The 18,233-nt window shown below is 44.0% G+C and carries 12 protein-coding genes and 1 pseudogene; 3 read left to right on the forward strand and 10 right to left on the reverse strand.

Annotation, left to right across the window (positions count from 1 at the left end; translation table 11 throughout):
- Positions 1 to 4: 4 nt before the first annotated feature.
- From AC0YNT_RS01235 to AC0YNT_RS01255, 5 genes are all read right to left on the reverse strand, one after another.
- Positions 5 to 775 (reverse strand): NUDIX domain-containing protein, encoded by a 771-nt coding sequence (locus AC0YNT_RS01235; protein WP_475802977.1) that lies wholly within the window; start codon positions 773 to 775, stop codon positions 5 to 7.
- A 153-nt stretch (positions 776 to 928) separates the two neighbouring features.
- The gene (locus AC0YNT_RS01240; RefSeq protein ID WP_475802978.1) at positions 929 to 6,796 is read right to left on the reverse strand and encodes a DUF3320 domain-containing protein; all 5,868 of its coding nucleotides are present in this window, start codon (positions 6,794 to 6,796) and stop codon (positions 929 to 931) included.
- A 210-nt stretch (positions 6,797 to 7,006) separates the two neighbouring features.
- On the reverse strand, positions 7,007 to 7,663 hold the full coding sequence (locus AC0YNT_RS01245) for a M48 family metallopeptidase (protein WP_475802979.1): 657 nt from the start codon (positions 7,661 to 7,663) through the stop codon (positions 7,007 to 7,009).
- Between the two features lie 56 nt (positions 7,664 to 7,719).
- Entirely contained in the window at positions 7,720 to 8,175 is a 456-nt protein-coding gene (locus AC0YNT_RS01250; protein WP_475802980.1) for an SRPBCC family protein, read from the reverse strand.
- A gap of 3 nt (positions 8,176 to 8,178) precedes the next feature.
- Entirely contained in the window at positions 8,179 to 8,508 is a 330-nt protein-coding gene (locus tag AC0YNT_RS01255; RefSeq protein WP_475802981.1) for a nucleoside triphosphate pyrophosphohydrolase, read from the reverse strand.
- Between the two features lie 138 nt (positions 8,509 to 8,646).
- Between AC0YNT_RS01255 and AC0YNT_RS01260 the strand changes: the two are divergent.
- A pseudogene (locus AC0YNT_RS01260) lies at positions 8,647 to 9,376 on the forward strand (TylF/MycF family methyltransferase).
- A gap of 309 nt (positions 9,377 to 9,685) precedes the next feature.
- On the opposite strand, the gene AC0YNT_RS01265 reads toward AC0YNT_RS01260, so the two are convergent.
- From AC0YNT_RS01265 to AC0YNT_RS01275, 3 genes are all read right to left on the reverse strand, one after another.
- Positions 9,686 to 11,476: a DEAD/DEAH box helicase gene (locus AC0YNT_RS01265; RefSeq protein ID WP_475802982.1), complete on the reverse strand. Its 1,791-nt coding sequence runs from the start codon at positions 11,474 to 11,476 to the stop codon at positions 9,686 to 9,688.
- Positions 11,469 to 12,941: a ParB N-terminal domain-containing protein gene (locus AC0YNT_RS01270; protein WP_475802983.1), complete on the reverse strand. Its 1,473-nt coding sequence runs from the start codon at positions 12,939 to 12,941 to the stop codon at positions 11,469 to 11,471. Before AC0YNT_RS01270 ends, AC0YNT_RS01265 begins: the two co-directional genes overlap by 8 nt.
- 61 nt (positions 12,942 to 13,002) lie before the next feature.
- Positions 13,003 to 13,686: an RNA polymerase sigma factor gene (locus AC0YNT_RS01275; RefSeq protein WP_475802984.1), complete on the reverse strand. Its 684-nt coding sequence runs from the start codon at positions 13,684 to 13,686 to the stop codon at positions 13,003 to 13,005.
- 854 nt (positions 13,687 to 14,540) lie between these two features.
- Between AC0YNT_RS01275 and AC0YNT_RS01280 the strand changes: the two genes are divergently transcribed.
- Complete coding sequence (locus AC0YNT_RS01280; RefSeq protein ID WP_475802985.1) at positions 14,541 to 14,858, forward strand: IS3 family transposase; 318 nt, start codon at positions 14,541 to 14,543, stop codon at positions 14,856 to 14,858.
- Positions 14,859 to 15,136: 278 nt separating this feature from the next.
- The gene (locus AC0YNT_RS01285) at positions 15,137 to 15,244 is read left to right on the forward strand and encodes an IS3 family transposase (RefSeq protein WP_475803402.1); all 108 of its coding nucleotides are present in this window, start codon (positions 15,137 to 15,139) and stop codon (positions 15,242 to 15,244) included.
- Positions 15,245 to 15,317: 73 nt separating this feature from the next.
- On the opposite strand, the gene AC0YNT_RS01290 is transcribed toward AC0YNT_RS01285, so the two are convergent.
- Positions 15,318 to 16,460, reverse strand: coding sequence for a DNA cytosine methyltransferase (locus tag AC0YNT_RS01290; RefSeq protein WP_475802986.1), 1,143 nt, complete (start codon positions 16,458 to 16,460; stop codon positions 15,318 to 15,320).
- A gap of 625 nt (positions 16,461 to 17,085) precedes the next feature.
- Complete coding sequence (locus tag AC0YNT_RS01295; protein ID WP_475802987.1) at positions 17,086 to 18,231, reverse strand: HNH endonuclease; 1,146 nt, start codon at positions 18,229 to 18,231, stop codon at positions 17,086 to 17,088.
- Positions 18,232 to 18,233: the final 2 nt, after the last annotated feature.

An 18,233-nucleotide genomic window follows, 5' to 3' on the forward strand; every position in this document is an offset into this window, starting at 1 on the left:
ACTCCTAACTATAAATAGACAACTCCGGCACAAACCCGGTAAACCGGTACAGCTGCGCTGCACGCTGTGAGTACTGATTAGACAACTTCAGACTTCCGTCTGGAAGGCGGACCTCTTCAATAAGCCCTTTTCGGCTCTGGGTGGAAGTCACTTTGCGGATAAAGTTCTTCTCTTCGAACGTAGGGACAACCGTCTGAATGATCTGATACAGCTCCCCAATCGTAAATTCCTCTGGCAGAAACGCACTCGCAATGGCTTGCGTCAGCATTTGCTGCTGAATGCGCAGGTAAGCATCTTGAATAATCTCATGATGGTCAAAAGCCAGGTTCATCTCAAGCGCTTCAGAGAGCGGGAACAGCCGAACATCTGAAGCATCATCCGATGCTTTTCGGTCAGCCAAGTACTGCTCATTCACCAGGGCACAGAACGCGTGACTAATCATCCAACCCCTTGGATCCCGCCCCGGCTTGCTGTACGCCTTCAGATATTCCATGTGTACATGCTCGACACCCGCTTCTTCCTTCAGCTCCCGAATCGCGCATTCCTCCACCGTCTCGGTCTCACGCGTAAATCCGCCTGGCAATGCCCATTGCCCCTCGAAAGGCCAGACTTTACGGCGAATCAGCAGCACTTGCAGCTCCCTCATCGGGAGAGTTTTCTTGGACGTTTCTTTCTCTTGTGAGGTTATCGTGAATATCACAATATCCGATGGCGCACCATCCGGGGTGCGGTAATTGCTGGCGGAATAGTTATGTTCGTTCTCGTGCAGGTTCAAGAGAGGGCTGCCTCCTTCATAACTTATATTATCGTTTTGATAATATCAATATGACATAATCAAAGAAAATGTTCAAGTCCATTTTGGTAAAAAAAGAAAATGACCGCCATACGAGACGTATGCGGCCATTTCCTTATTCGCTATTTTAAATAGTTATTTTAAAACAATTCGTTCCTGCTCATCTGGTTGTACGTAATCCAACTCTATCGCCTTCTGAATACCGATTCGAATCACCCGCTCAAGCGTATTGCCTGATCTTGCATAGCCAAGCAGCTTCACAACTTGCTTCACCAGGTCATCCTGTGGGAGGCTGATTTGTGCGTTCAAGATGAATTTCACGGCAGCAGCAATCTCTTCAGCAGGCAAATCTTCTGCCGCCCGGCGTTCCGCTTCCTCTGTCGCAATGCGGAATTTACCATAGAGAGATGGCTCCGTTCCTTCCGGCCAATAAAATAAAGCTACATCAGACTCCGATGTCGGAGGTTTCAAGCGACTAAGGAGATCCGTAAACCGCTGATCCAGCTTCGCTCCAAGGCGGGTAATTCCCCAAGCCTGTAGTACCCTCTTCGCAAGCAAGAGGCGGCTAATTGGCCCTTCTTCTGCGATTACCCGCTTGATCTGTCCCAGTATTAACTCGGTTGATCCCGGAGAATAGAACATCTCCGTCCCCAATGTTACCGGTTCAAGCTGACAAAGCGTATACACAGGTGTATCAGACTCTGACTTGCTAGGTACGCTTAACTGTTCCAGCGGCTCTGCTGCAGCAACTTTAACGACCTGCTCAGCTTCAGCTGCAACAATCTGCTCAGCAGCAATAGAGGGCTCCTCAGGCGGAGCCGCCTGTTTCCTATCCTTCGCACTCTGAATCGCTGCAACCACTTGGCGTATCACTTGATTCTTGTTCTCCCACCATTCCGGACTCCATACCCGAATCAGATTCCAGCCAAGCTGACTAAGCACTTGTTCCCGCAAAAGATCACGGTCACGCGCTGCCCCTGCATCCCTGTACATCGGTCCGTCTAGCACAATCCCAAGCACATATTGTCCTTTGTTCGCAGGATCCAGGACACCAAGATCTACGCGGTAACCGGATGCTCCAACATGAAGATCCGTCTCATAGCCAAGCGCCTTCAGCTCAGACGCCAAGCTACGATGCAGATTGGACACCAGCGAGATTTGCTCGGACGAAGCGCTGGCTGGCAGCACCCGCTGCCCTTTTTCTGCGTAATCGAGGAAAGCCTTCAGTCCAAGAACACCCTGCGCATTAATTCGGCTGGCGTTCAAGTGATGAGACAGCAGCGTCGAGTAGACCAGCATCTCATACCTTGCCCTGGACACAGCAACGTTCAGACGGCGCCAGCCTCCCTGACGATTCAGCGGGCCAAAGTTCAGACTAACCTTGCCAGTTGCATCTGGTCCATATCCAACCGAGAACAAGATCACATCTCTCTCATCCCCTTGCACATTCTCCAGATTTTTCACGAAGATCGGCTCAGGCAGCTGTCCAATTAACAGTTCCAAATCCTGATCCTTCTTGAGCGCCTCCTCCAGCAAATCCTCGATTAAGGTCTGCTGAACGGAGCTGAAGGTAACAACCCCAATGCTGCGTTTCCGCAATACCGGATCCTTGACGCGGCGAATGATCTCCCCAATTACCGCTTCGCCTTCCACCCGGTTCTGCTTCGAACGACCACGGTCATAAAACCCTTCCAACGGGACAAGGGTCACGCTGGACACCGGCTCATCCGGTGATGGGAAGGTCATCAGCTTGTTATCGTAATAATGGGCGTTACTGAACGCGATCAAGCTCTCATGCCTGCTTCGGTAATGCCACGTCAAATGCCGCTGCGGCATGCCAAGCGCTAAGCAGTCGTCCAGAATACTTTCCATATCCTGCAGCGCTTCTTCCTCTTCCATATCTTCACTAGTGCTCTTCGAGAAAAAGCTCGTTGGCGGAAGCTGCTTCGGATCCCCTACAATGACCGCTTGATGTCCCCTTGCTAAAGCCCCAACCGCTTGAGCGGTAGGAACTTGGGAAGCTTCATCAAAAATAACGAGATCAAACTTCGCGCCATTCGTATCCAAATACTGTGCAGCCGAGATTGGACTCATCAGCATACAAGGCGTCAGCCTAGGCAGCAAATGAGGAATAGATTCGAACAGCTTGCGGATCGAAAGATTTCTTCCCCCGCTTCGAATCGCCCTTTGCAAAATACCAGCCTCGGAGCTTTGAGCTGCTTCAACCGTCATCTGCGGGATTTTGGCAGATAACCGGGCTGCAATCTCTTGTTGGGTTAAGGTTAAATACAGCTCATCCGCTTGTCTAAACCGCTCGATCGTATCCTCGAACAACTTGCCAGAGAAGGCAAGCAGGCTTTTATCCCGAGCAATGATGTAATTAGCAACCGATTTGTACAGCCCTCTCTCATAAGCCGCAATAAGCTCCGGATTGGATAGCCGCCCTTCCTCATATGGCGTAATAAGTGGCAGAAGTCCCGCCCCCGCCGCTTCAGAATGGACTCTCCGCCATGTACTCCAGTCACGCAGCCGATCCAGATTATGCGACCACTGCTTCGCTTTGTCCGCCATACCTGCAAGCCATTCTCCATCTGACAAGGAGGCTTGAAGCTGAGCGAAAGATACGTTCAACAAGCGGGTTATCTCACTCTCTTCGGCTTTGATCTTATGATCATGAGTTCCAATACGCTGGAAGAGCTGCAGCTGCCCTTGATCATGGCGCCCATTCAGGAGCACATCCGACATCTGCACTCTCGCCTGAGTAGCCGAATTCGGATTGTTGAACCATTGAACAAGCAAGGCTTGAAAATGCTCTACCCAATCACAGATTGTGGTAAGCTCATCCCATTTGCCATCGTCTCCGTCGGCCCAAGCCTGACCGAAATACGGTGAGACTTTGCTTTTCTTATCCTTCAGCTTCTGCTCTTCTTCCTGCCAAGTCACAATCTCGGCCAAAGCCGATTTCACTTGATCCTTGGATAATGCGGCAGAAGGCTGCGATAAACCTTTTAGCATTTTGAAGATGCGTTTCTGACCGGACCACTTAGGCAGGAACCATTGCAGCTCTGTTTTATCCCATTCCGATAAAATCGTTCCAGCATCAAGACGTGTTATGTCCGATGTGAATCTAGCGAATATTTTCGCCCGTAATTGCTCTCTCTGCTTGCCCTGCTCGGCCGTTGCTCTGATCAGTACTAGAGCTTCAGCAAGATCTGCTTCCTGCAGCAAAGCTGGCTTCATGTCGGGAACACGGCTGGCCAGCTCGCTGAGCTCAACCAAGATCTCAGCATGACGGTAATCCAGATGGCTCGCCTCAAGCTTCAGACGTTCTGCCGCCTGGTTCAAAGCGATACGTTGTTCCTCCAACAGAGGTATATACCGTTTCAATACCTGATCGACTTCCGTCTTCACTCCCTGCGAGTAGGAAGTCAGCTCAACATCACGCCATGGGTGAAGATGTGGATCTCCGCTCTCCGTCCCGGCAATTTGAAGCCGTGCCACGAGGTCCTTCCAGACCGTCAGCTTATCCGGGGACAAGCTCTCTATTGCAGCATCATTGAAACAGACAACATCCGGCCCTTCTCCAGCCTGTTCATATCCGGCAATCGCTTCGAATAGAGTCAGCCCAGATGGATGCTTGCGGTGAAGAGCTTCCACGTATCCGTTCAGCTCGTTCCGCAATTGGAACAAACGGTCAGCCTGGCTGCTCCAGGATGCCGATGAAGGAATCTTCCTGGCTTCAATAGCGGCAGACAATTGATCCAGGACGGATTTTTTGGTGCTTTTATTGGAATGCAGCTCGAGGCAAAACGGACCTAGTCCAATCTGCTCCAGCCTGCGCTGCACGACGGATAAGGCTGCCATTTTCTCCGCCACAAATAATACCCGCTTGCCTTGTGCCAGCGCATTCGCAATCATATTCGTAATCGTCTGGGACTTCCCTGTCCCCGGCGGACCATGCAGGACAAAGCTTTGACCATCCGCTGCTGCACGAATCGCGGCTAACTGAGAAGAATCCGCGCTAATCGGAACAGATAAGCTTGTTGGATGATCCAGATCAAGCGGCCGCGGCGTTTCCTCCGAAGGATCCTCCCATTTCAACTGGCCTTCCATCAGACTTGCGACGATTTTGTTCTGCGCCAGCTTATCTGCATGGGTGCGGATATCATTCCACATGACAAATTGGCCGAAGGAAAACAAGCCAAGATTAGCCGTCTCCTCCACATCCCATCTGGGAACTTGAATAAGCGCATGCCGGAATACATGGAACACCTGCTTGAGGGCAATGCCCTTCTCATCTCTAGGCAGAGGATCAAGTCCGTCAATGCCGATGCCATAATCCTGCTTCAACATTTCCAGCAGCGTAATGTTCATCTGAGGATCTTCGTCTCTCGCCCGGATCACATATCCCTGACGGGATGACTTCCGAATAATATCAACCGGGATCAAGGCAATTGGAGCATAACGCGGCAGCTCGCTGACCGGCGTCTCGTACCATTTTAATAAGCCTAGCGCCAGATATAGGGTGTTGGCTCCATTTTCCTCAAGCGAGACTTTGGCCGAGCGATAGAGATGCACCATTCTTCGCTCCAGCTCAACCCCATCAAGCTCCACACGCAGCCGCTTCCGGTTAAATTCTTCACGAAGAAGCTGGGACAACGGATGATCATTGTTAATGCTCTGGTACAGATTCGCATCACGGCCGTTATTCTGCCAGTCGCCAGGCTTCGCTAACAATTGGAACTCCTCGCCATCAGCAAGCGCGTCCTCCAAATCTCCCAATTGCGTCGTAATAATAGGAATACTGGACTTCGACAGCCGGAAGTTAAGCAGCGAATTCCGGAGCGTCAGATCCAGCAGCCTGCGTTCCCATTGCTTTTGTCTAGCAGACTTCGGCAAGGCAGTCACTTCAAGCGGCTTCTCCAAAATATCCACGAGCTCAGGTGCTGCCGCGTCATGATCAGCTAGTGCTGCTTCTGGCTGCTCAATAATCCAGCCCTCAGGTGTAGCGGTTCGAATAGGCAGAGGTCTTACCGCAGCAGAGCGCGCCCTACGGATATCCAGCACACAATCGAAGTTATCCGGGTCCTGCAGATGGGCTTCGGCAAGAGAAACAGCTTTGTCAAAGCTGACCGGATCTCCCTCAACAAAAGCTGTCGCTTCAATCACGCAGATTTGATTCATGCCTGTTGCGATTCTTTTCGTCAACACCGAAATATCATCCTGCAGACTTTCTGCGAATGTCTCTTCTTCCAGCCATAACCCTGCGAAAGCATGCCCCTTCGTAAACACAAGCAGAGGATGCAGACCAACGGCCTCCATACATGCTGCGTATAAAAGGGATAGATCGAAGCAGTTCCCCATCCGATGCGCAAAGATCGTCTCCGGCAGGCGAACACGTTGACCAATCACCTCAAAGCTTGGAGGGGCTACGCAGTACGCTATTTTTTTATTTTGTAAGGCAGCATAAATAGCAGCGGCTTGCAGCCGCACTTTATTCGGATCCTTACTCTGATAAGCCGTGAACGAAGAGCTCCCGCTCCATTTGGCGAGAATATCAGCCGCTTCACGAACAACCTGAGCAATATGATGATGATTTGGCATGACAAAAGCAGCCGTCAATTCCGGCAGCACGGCCAGGCCGCTCCACTCGTCGAAGGCTAGTACGGAGATGGTTCCGCGCTGCTGATAGATTTCAGATCCGCCTTGCAAGACGGATAAAGTAAGGGTCCCTGACAGTCGTTCCGACTGATTAGCCAGAAACGACGCTGACATTTGCAGAATAATTGTCCCTAGGTTCATCGACTGGCCAGCGGCCAGCAGTCCGTAGGTCTTGCTCCACTCATAGGCAAAGTCCGGCTCGGACGTGATTTTCACCGTAAAATCTTGCAGATCCGTATCGGATGAATTATGTATTTCTATCGATCTGACAACCGGCACATGATTCTGCTGAATGCCGTAATTGACGATCTCACTATATGACCAATCGCAGTATATGTTCAAACGAATATGACCTCCTAACTCCGTTACAGTCGAATGCTGTCAATAGATTTATCATAGCACTAAAGTATCCATATTTCTGTTAGTTTCGACACAAAAATAGACTCTGATAACATAAAAAAGAGAGAGAACGAATTCTCCCTCTATAACAGAGTGCTCCAACACTATACTGGCTCATAGCCATATTTATGTCTAGAGATTAAAACTTGGAAATTAGAGCGTCATCGCCTGCCCATACCGGGCCAGATACTCTTCCTTCGCTTTGTAGTCCGGCATAATACTTCCAAGCAGACGCCAGAAGGAGCGGTCATGATTCATATGCGTGAGATGACACAGCTCATGAATAATAACGTAATCGATCACTTCCAGCGGAGCCATGGCCAGCCGGTAGTTGAAGGTTAGCTTTTTACTCGAGCTGCAGCTTCCCCACTTTGTGGCTGACTCTACAATATCGATAGTTTTGGGCTTCACCTTCAACATGTCCTGATACGGTTTAATTCGTTCGCCAATAACCTTCTTACAGCTGGAGAAGTAGAACTTCCTGAGATTGAGTTTGAGCTCCTCTTCACTCAGTCCATCCGTGTCGATTAGATTGTGAAGGGAATAAAACTTGCCGAGATGAAGGAACTTGCCTTCCTCTTCATACTCTCTAACCTTAGGGGCCGCCTCGGCAGCAGCAACTAACGCCTGCAGTCTGCGTAAGATCTCTTTTTCATGCTGCTTCACAGCCTGTAGGACCAACTCGTCACTTGCTCCATTAGGAGCTTTGATCGTGATATGACCCATCGAATCCATTTGGAGCGAGAGTTTTTTCCTGACTCCGTAGAGGACGTTAAGTTCTATGGTATGGTTGTCTAGTTGAAGTTTCATTATTAATATCACAGTCCTTGTGGTTATAGGTGATGATCATGCCTGACTTAGGCTAGTTAAATGGAAACGGCCGACAAAGTCTCCCCTGTCTCCAGTAAGCTTTTCAAGTTACTCAGTATAGCTGGCCAGCCATTATTTATTCCTTCAAAAGTATCCTCTCGATCTACAAGATCTGACGGAATAAGGTCTTCATGTTTCAGTTTTAATTTTACTGTCGAGCCCATAGCTGTTAATTCAAAAGTCACCTTCGACGGTTGCTCACGAACAGCTTGATCAGCGACATAGGTCCATGTAAAAGAAAGCAGACGCTGCGGTTCGCACTTTAAGATGACGCCGTAATCGGTTACTTCTCCATTTCTTGAATAAGTAATGTTAGAACCTTCCTGCCAGTCGGATTGAACTTGGCTGCCGAAAAAATACTGTTCAGTATATTTGCTGCTCGTCAATGCTTCCCATAGCTTTTCCGGTGTCGTTGCCATATAAGTCACATAAACAAAGGTTGTATTCGTCATTGTTCATACTCCTTCGCTGACATCGATTAGGTATACCCGATCCTGAAATCCGCCGCGTGCTTCTACTTTCTTTACCCGCAATGCTTCAAGTCGCTCCCATGAGGCACCATGTACAACGGCTAATGCACGAATAACCTCAAGCATATCCGCAAGCTCTTCCAGTGACTCTTGTGGGTTCTGCGCGGAGAAATATTCTTCCGATTCTTCCTTAAGCTTGATCACTAACTCTCTAGCATACTCTTCCTCTTCCAAAACATGAGTACGGCTTTCTTTGCCAGTAGCAGCAATAATTTGAGGGATAAGATCTCGAACGAGTTTATTGTAGACCGGCATGGATGGGTCATCCTTTGCATGGTTAGTTTACTAACATTATTGTAGCACAAGAAAAGCACACAGTGGTCGTACACACAAGCCACTCTCAAGCTAGATTCATATTCATAGTTATCCATAAAAATGGAAGGGACTGTGAATATGCGCAATAATACGGCAACAGAGATGTATCTGGAATTATTGAAAAAAAACAATATTATTTGAGATTTGGTTGGAGCATGAACCAGGTGCTACGAAGGAGAACCGCTTTCAAGGCCTCGATTGGCCTATCATTGCCCATAGTATGATCGGGCGTATCCGTATGAATAACCTTCATCAACTTATGAATGACGTCATCCTCAATAATGTCCAAGGAGATTTTATTGAAACAGGCGTATGGCGCGGGGGTGCATGTATCTTCATGCGTGGCTTTCTGAAAGCACACGGTGTAAGACACCGCAAAGTACTTGTCGCTGACTCCTTTGAAGGACTGCCTAAACCGGATCCTCAATATCCGATTGATGCAACGTCGAAATTCCACGAACAGGACTTTTTGCGCGTGTCCTTGCCTGAGGTGCAGGACAACTTCCGCAAATATGATTTGTTAGACGATAGCGTCGTCTTCCTGAAAGGCTGGTTCAAGGATACGCTACCCACAGCGCCAACGGAGAAAATAGCTATTGCCCGTCTGGATGGCGATATGTACTCCTCGACGATGGATGCACTGAATAATCTATATCCAAAAGTATCTGTCGGCGGATATGTCATCATTGACGACTATTCAATCGGCTATTGCGCTGCAGCTGTACATGATTTCCGCGCTGCTCATGGCATTACCGATCCGCTTGTTGTAATAGATATAACGGGTGTTTATTGGAAGAAGACGAAATAATCAAAAAAGAATGGCTGCCGCGTCCAAATTGGAGGCGGCAGCCGTTATAGCTTATTCATACAATTCCAAAAGGGTTAACTCTTGGATATGTATCATATGCGGAAACATATATGAGTTGGTTGGGTTCTGTGATAGATGGATAAAACCTTGATTAATAAGAGTTTTAACCATAGTATATTATTCTGTCTGTTTACGTTTGATTGCTTGTTGACGATTTTGGTCAACAAGCTGTCAACAAATTAGACAGCGAGAGATCAAATTAACGTTCATTGCATCAAAGTTATCTGTAAATCTGTTCCTCACGAGCAGTTAGCCTGGGGCAGCACTTGTTAATCCCAGAAGCACAGCAGCGTTTTCAGCCTCTTTAAGAAATACCGTTCTTGATGGTGAATCAAATATGTTATCACCGAGTAAATCATGTGCAACCTCTTCTTTAGTCTTAATAATCTGATATTGAGATAATTCAATAGTCTGATCGGCTAATAAAGCTATATACTCAACCTCTTTTTCTTGTCCCCTACGATGTATTCGATCAAGACTTTGTAAATAATGAGCTGCTTGATCAGAAAATGACTCATAAATAGCATATCTTGCACGATGTAGGGTCAATCCGGCACCTGCTGCTGCTGGATTACCTATAAATATTTTTGTATTGGAATCTTCTTGAAATAATCGAACATAATTCCTTCTTTCTTCAACTGAAGAAACTGTCCCATCATAACGTACAGGATTATACTTTTGGTATCGAGCAACTATCGTATCAATGGACTTTCTATAACAAGACCATAATACTACTTTTTCTCCTCGGCGCATTATTAACTCATCGAGGATATCATCCAACACTAAAAGTTTTGCCGGTATTTCAGTATACCCCTGAACTACCGAAGATGGATTTGAACAAATTTGTAAAAGAGCACTACGTTTAGCAAGAAATGAGCTTAGTTGCTTTCTAAAAGTAGCATCATCCGCAGTTCGAAGATCGCTTAAGTAACCTTGTAATGCCTCGGTATATACTAGTCTTTGTTGCGGGGACAATTGAACTAAAACCGTATTGAACAATTTGTGCGGTAAATCAGGTAGAACATCTTGCTTTAAATGCCGTACAAAGAGCCCTCGAGTCTCAACAATTTGCTTCACGATTGGAACCGCAGCAGAACGGTCTTCTGGCAGCTCTATACCATCGAAAGCATAACCCATATCAACTAAATTAATTTGCTCCACTAGATCCAATGGGGAATTAGGAGCGGGAGTACCACAAAGAATGAAAGCACGTCCACACCATTCTCTAAGTCGTTTAAGAGATTGAGTTCGTTTAGCGTCCTTGTTTTTAATAAAAAACGATTCATCAATTATTAATACACAACGTCCCTTATACTGCCGAAAAAGTGCTATCAACTCAGTCTCCATCGAAACTACAGTTTCATAATTTGTTACAATTACATCAGCCCTAGATGAGAGTACTTTTCGTTTTTCAGCCATTGAACCTGCCATTACCATAACTTTATAGAGATCCTTTTTAAAGCGATGAATGTCTTGTGGCCATTCTGCAATCATACTCTTAGGAGCTACAATTAGAGCAAAATCTATCTCATCGCGTTCCACAAGTACATCGTAGGCATATATTGCTGTTACTGTTTTTCCAGCTCCCTGCTCATCAAATATACACATTCCAAACCCATCAGGAATTGTCATTGTAGCAACATTAACCGTCTGATGATCATCAAGGGCATCTATATCCATTCCTATTAGCAATGACTCTGCAGCTTCTCTACCATTCAGCTTTATCTTCTCGACTTCCAATCTTATTCGTTCATAATTCCCCCTGATCTGTAAACGATTAAGAACAAACTGCTTTGCTTCCACTGACCATTGTAAATTGAGGCAAGTAGGACTAGTAAACAAGTGAATTGCATCAAGAGGATTTATTACATAACCTCCACCTATCATGCTGAGCTGGGTATTGGGCAGTACATTTTTTATTTTGGTTCTAACCACCTGCTTTTCTTTAATGTTTCTAGGTACAATCAAAACTTTATCTAGATCATTACTTACATGTACTTCCGCAATGTATGAGTTAGTCTGATATACATGATCATTCATGATCTTCTTCCTCTTGACTATCTTTATATTTATCATTCTCATTAATAAGTTTATTCACATGTTCAAGCGCAATCTGTAGATCATTTAGAGCATTTTTCCCAATAGTTCCATCAGCGAACGCACCAACTGGAATCTGCATTAAAAAGTTTGTGAAATTAACTATTCTTTCGTTAGCCCCAAGCATCCGATTCTCTCTATCAGTAACCTGTACATGTGCACAAGCTGCGACAACCTTATCCTGGGCTTCTTCCAAATCTTTTTCTGCACGTGCTTCTCGAAGATATTTTCGTGCCTCCTCATTTTTGCTTATCTTTGGTAGATCACGTATCTGTTTCCAGCTGACAAATTTATCTTCAAAAAGAAGATCGTAAACTAAATTAGAAAGAAGTTGGTCTTCATCTAATGTATTTGCAACACGGCCTTTAGTTAGTTCATCAAAATACTGGAAATATTGAGATGACTTATGTTTAACTTCATATTTTTCATTACCACGATCATCAATTAGATACGCCTCAAACTCTTCTGCTTCTTCCATCATGCGAATATACCTCTTAACATATGAAGGGTCAGGCCCAAGTGCATATTGTTGTGAAAGTTGTCGTATGAGATCACGCAGTCTCGTAGCGCTTGCATAAGGCTCTAGTGCTAACATTGCTTGATAGTCTTCATATATCTTAGCTGCCTTAACATATTCAGGCCAGTCCTGCTTACAATCTTTCTCAAAGTTCATTGAAACAACTACTCTTCGACGATCCTCATTAGTAGAAAATTGTGTTAGCTGCCAAACGTAAATATACTCAACCCGAGCTTTTTGCTCAGACGTAAACTCGTTACTTCTTAGAATATAATAACACGCTGTAACTCGCCGATTTCCATCTAAAAGTGTGCCGTCTATATCAATTATAGGTGGCCTACGTAGACCATTATTTGCAATACTTCGAGCCAATTCCATGATTTTAAACTGATCTTTTTCAGTAACACCGGGAAGTGGCATCTTACTTAGCATAATCTCAAGCAATTCAATATCCTCTGGATCGCGGCCTTTTAGCAGTTTAAATTGGTGGACATGGATATCTAACCTATCATTATTTTCCCAGAGATTAATATCATTCGTTTTAATAAAGCCACCATTCATGGGAATCTCTTTCTCATGAAAGAATGGAATGGGAAACACAGGAGTAACCTTAATTCCATTTCTTTCTTGAAGGATAACTTCTTGCTTTGTCGTTGTATTATTCATCTCTTTTTTATCTCCTTTTAAATATGAATCCTCGCGTCCTTCAATAATTTCATGCACAAGCTCCTTGATGTCTCCCTCCAATGAATTTACCCCTTCAATATCACCCCGAGCTCTGGAATTATTACAAAGCAATTCAACGATTGTTGTTAGCAAATTTACAGCCTCATTACGCTCCAATGGCTGGTCATTTCCAAGTTCAAGGATACGATCAATTTCTTCATCCACGTCTGTCGTTACTCCGCGCGCTAATTCAATCAATCGAACAACATGAAACCATGTATTAGGGTTAACCCTCATCGTCATCCACCTCATTAACCTCATCAAAATCAATAATTAATTCAACTTCCTCTAAAATTCGGTCACCTAGTACCTCTTCGAGAGCAATCCGTTCCAGTCGTTCGAAGCCTCTTTTCAACTGAACACTAACTGTTCTGGCTGATACTCCTAAATTTTCAGCAATAATAGCTGGTGTTACATCGTATACACGAGCTTCAATACAATCAAATACATAACTCATCACCTTCTGAACATTTTCTTTACCGAGCCTTGGGAGTAACCTACGCGCTTCTTGCAAACTCCTCAGTAAACGTTGATCATAATCCAAGCTTTCAGGGTTTTCCTGATATGGGTCTTCAAAATCTTGAACACCTTTAGCATTGTGCTTTAACTTTTCCAGCATTTGTTTCTGTTGCTTAATAAACATTAATACACGATTATTTGCCGCTTTGAATATATACCCCCCTGGGCTATGTACCTGCTTACCCGTGGTTATTGCTCTGTAAAGGTCATCCACTGCCGCCGCAATAATCATGTTATCTAGATCCTCAGGAGCAATGTTTGGCCACTTATAGCGCATTCGTTTTTCTAGACCATCAAGAAACTTACTATTGTATAGAATTCTGATCATTTCCCTCGGATTTCTACCCTCGGCCGCAGCATGCACAGCACTCCATAATAGATGCTCATTCATTGTTTTCACCCCCAACAATGGAAAGTTATTAGTTCTTACCGATTCTGCATACTCTAATTAATCTACACTTGGACTGCCCTTCATTCTTTAAGTAATCAGCGTTACACTTGGGACTGCCTACATACTTTAAGTAATCCGCATTACACTTGGACTGCCTTTATTCTTTAAGTAATCGACGTTACACTTGGACTCCCTACATACTTTAAGTAATCTGCATTGCATTTGGACTGCCCTTCATTCTTTAAGTAATAGGCTTTATACTTTGTGTGCATACATACTTGAAGTAGTCCGCATTACACTTGGACTGCCTTCATGTTTAAGTAATCGACATTACACTTGAAACTGCCCCCGATAATGAAAGCACAGTGGTTGGAAATTTCTTATTAATTCTTTTGATACCAGAACTAGATAAAAGCCATGCTTCGATTAATAAAAAAGGTATTTTTTGCTTGGCAACAAGAGTTAGCTACCCATTAGAAACAAGTGAAGGAGGTCATGGAACAACTACATATACGGAACAAGATATAAGTGGAAACGTGAATACGTTGGTACCGTAATGGTGAAATGAACCGGCTGGAGCAACCTGTCTGTAATCAATACACGTATGGTAAAGTTTCGGAGTATACTTCAGAGCTAGAACAACTGAGGGTTGAAAATCGTTTTTTGAGGCAACAATTAGTAATGCTAAAAAAGTACAAGGAGATGGAAAGGAATTATCGCCAAAGATCATACTGGAAATAATTAAGTACTTTCGGGATGTAGTTAGTGTTTCACAATAGTGTATCTGGCTAGGAGTTCCACCTGCTACTTACTATCGTTGGAATGCTGCGTTTAAGTTCGAACAACCAGAAGATGTGATTACGGAGAAGATTCGTGAGATCTGTATCCGTCATATAGGTTCCGTTAAGGATACAGAAAAGATTACTGCATTGCTTCGAAAAGAACTTGCAATCAATCACAAGCGCGTCCAACGGATAATGCAGCAGGAGCAATTGCAATGCCGAGTCAAGATCAAAACAGAAACCAACATGGCAGCCTGCCTTCATAGCGAGGTATCTCTTACAACATCAGTTTCAAGCGGATGCACCTCTAAAAAAACTTGTCACAAATATTGCGTACTTACCGTATGGAGGAAAAATGCTGTACCTATCGAGCATTTTATATTTTTATAAATGAGAAGTTGTAGCCAGTAGCATTTAAGATAGGCAAGACACGGAATTTGTGTTAGACACGCTTAACCAGCTGCCTGATCTTCCAGGGACGATCCTTCACAGCGATCAACACAGTGGTTACACGTCTGTAGCGTCTCAATAAGCTGCAAAAGGAAAAGGCATTACCATGAGCATGTCCCGCAAAGGAACGCCCGCTGATAATGCCCCATCAAATCGTTTCAATCCACTCTAAAGTCTGAAACGTTCTACCCCGAAGGCTAACCCAAACAACGAAGGCAATCGTTGTACAGACCGTTCGAGACTACATCACTTACTATAACTCAATTCGAATTCAATCGAAACTAAACAGCCAGTCGCCGGCTGATTTCCGACGACTGGCTGTTTAATCTTGAAAGATGTTTTGATCCCTGTCTCAACAACGGGGGTCAGTCTAAAGACACCTATGCTTTCATCTTAACCTTAACCGTTCACGGCGATCGGGACAATTCTATTCTTGGAAGATGCTGCGTTATTTAGAAATTCAGCTATCGATTTTCCGATCACTTCACCCAACCTCGTCGGCACTGCGTTCCCAATTTGAACATATTGCTTATCTAATTTTCCGGCTATTTTGTAATCGAGCGGAAACTCCTGGATGGCAAGATATTCCTCAATGCTCAGAGGACGGTCTTCAATCGGATGTCCAAGGTTCGTACTTTTTTGGTTCGGACTAGTTAAAACCGTCGGGGACGGCCTGTCAAGCCACACCCTTCGAAAGAATCCAACTTTTCCACCACCGCTTGCGTATGCCCCCCCCATTGCCTCACGCACGACATCATCGCCATAAGGGATTAAGTCACGCCAATTCCCTCCGCCTTGCGGAATCATTTGCATATAGCGCAGGCGCTCAGGAGTGTATTTAGCATGGTGGTGCTTGTCCACTTTGATTTTTGTCAGCAATTCGCCGACTGTAATCCACTGCTTTTTTCCTTCTTTCCCATCTTTGCTGTGTGTCGCTTCCGGAAACTTGTACTTCAAACCAAGGTTTTTACGTACACCAACGAGAAGCACCCGTTCGCGCGTCTGGGGCACGCCATAATCCGCCGAGTTAATTAGCTTTGGTTCAACGTGATATTCGTTGAAGTACGTCAGCAGATGCGCAAGCGCGCTTCCTGCACGCTCTTCTTCGGTGTACGGCTCCGATTCTTTGCCACGTTGATTAATAGGGCGGTGCTTTAACGCTGCTGACAAAAGGCCCTTCACATTTTCGAGCAAAAATGCTTTAGGGCGCACTTCGGCGATGAGTTCCGCAAATTTAAGCATTGCTTGACCGCGCGGGTCTCCGAACGCTTGGCGGTTGCCCGCCGTCGAGAACGATTGGCAAGGGCTACCACCGAACATAATATCAATTTCCTCACCATGCCCAAGTTTTGCTTCTTTATATATTCTATTTTTGTCGTAGTCCATAATGTTACCTTGCTTGACGTTTAGCTTCGGAAAGTTGGAGCTTAGCGTCTCACAGTATAATTCCTCAAGTTCGACAGCCAACTTGATGTCAAAGCCAGCTCTTTTCATGCCAATGTCGAGACCGCCGGCTCCAGCGAAAAATGAAACTGCTATCATACTTATCACCATTTCTATCGTTCTGATAAGGTATTATAACATGATTTCATATGCGGGGTCCAGCAAAATTTATTGAAACGAAAAAGAATGTTCGCTTGTCAATGCGAACAAACCTTAAATTTCCTCAAAGCTGCTTGTTGGTGATAACGTGATGAGCCGTTAACTAATTTGGATTTGTTTTGATACTATCCTTAATTTGAATTAATATTATAGCTTAGCAATTCTTTAAGGAGGGGACTTAGAGGTTACTTGCCGTTCTAAACGAGAAAACGTTCGACGGGTTAAGAAACATTCCAATAAGTGGATATTCAGGATATGTAGATAGACATCATAACTCAAAAAACGTTTCAAAAAGACTACGAAGAGGATCTCTGTCACTCTATCTCGCCCTATTTCAGAATAATTATCATGTTAAATTTTTTCTGTTATTTATCTTAAAACCCTTTTATTTCATTATATCTTGAATACACTGCAATATATTTTTCTTTATGTGTATATCTCTCTGACGGATACCAATAAAAAGTAAAGCTTATCCTAAATATGGATAAGCCTTTGAATACTGTTTTGTGTAAAACTTTTTTCTGTTTAACCCATGAAACACTTTACAAGAAAAAAAGTTATTTTTTTATATTTTATTGTCAATGAAAACTTTTGAATAATGCCATTTTAAAAATTCTATATGCGATTCATGTAAAATAATTGATAAATCTGGGGAGATTTTTAATAGTTCCGCATTCTTAGAAGTCATTTTATTGGAAATTTTAATTTTACCATCATCGTTAAAAGTAATATACCCTTGATCAAAAGCTGCATTATGAGCTGGACAAAGTAAAAATCCATTATAATAATTCAAGCGCTCCTGTTCATTACAATCTTTCCATGGCTTTATATGACTCGCTATCAATAATTGTTGATTATCCATATTACATAATTTGCAGGAAGCTGAAACTTTTAATAAGCTTTCCCGAAACTTTCCTTGAGTAACTCTTACCATTCTTAGATATTGTTTTTCACTAGGGAGAATTGATGTGTTACTTTCAGAAACGTAAATAGATTGATCGGAGAAATCATATAGGTTAACTAACTCTATACCGTTTTTTACAAAGCTAACCCATTCCTTTGGTGCATTGTTAAATACATCTCCTTCAATTGATTTTAACTCCTTTAACCATTCTTTACTTATTCCGTGCGGTTCAATTTGAATCATGGTAAAGTATGCTTTGTAGTTTTGATATGTCAACATTTTTTGATCGAAAGAAAGCAATTCTAGAGTTTTCTCAAGAGATTGATTTTTCACACCAGGTACAGCAAGACCTAAAAATTGGACGTTTAATCCTACCCCTGTGGATCCAAACACAAATAATGGAGGTATACTCTTTCTTTGCTCTTCACTGCCGCTATAAGCCTTATCAAAGATTTCTTTTAACAGTAAATTACCTTTATGTTTTGTATTCAAATAATGGTTACCTGGTTCCCTATTGTCTCCATAATATATAAACGAGCCCTTTAACCTGTCGTATTCATCCGGCCACTCTTTTATTTTTCCGGTTGTATAAATTACAGCATAGGCAATTTCACGAGTAGGCTTCCCTTTCTTTTCTTTGTTAGATTTTCGAAAGCCACCTCTGTTCCCTACACTTTTACTGAATTCCTTCAATCTAAAAATTTTATTTAATGGATCATCTGCTGCAGGATTCCCTTTTGAACCACTCTCATAAATCGCATCTATAATTATAGGTGCATCAATTAATTCCTCATATTTATAGCGCAATC

Source organism: Paenibacillus sp. J22R56, from assembly GCF_056269375.1.

Excerpts from the sequence above, each read along its gene's own strand:
- AC0YNT_RS01245 (WP_475802979.1), bottom strand. The coding sequence starts at position 7,663 with ATGAAACTTCAACTAGACAACCATACCATAGAACTTAACGTCCTCTAC.
- AC0YNT_RS01250 (WP_475802980.1), bottom strand. The coding sequence starts at position 8,175 with ATGACGAATACAACCTTTGTTTATGTGACTTATATGGCAACGACACCG.
- AC0YNT_RS01255 (WP_475802981.1), bottom strand. The coding sequence starts at position 8,508 with ATGCCGGTCTACAATAAACTCGTTCGAGATCTTATCCCTCAAATTATT.
- AC0YNT_RS01265 (WP_475802982.1), bottom strand. The coding sequence starts at position 11,476 with ATGAATGATCATGTATATCAGACTAACTCATACATTGCGGAAGTACAT.
- AC0YNT_RS01275 (WP_475802984.1), bottom strand. The coding sequence starts at position 13,686 with ATGAATGAGCATCTATTATGGAGTGCTGTGCATGCTGCGGCCGAGGGT.
- AC0YNT_RS01290 (WP_475802986.1), bottom strand. The coding sequence starts at position 16,460 with ATGATAGCAGTTTCATTTTTCGCTGGAGCCGGCGGTCTCGACATTGGC.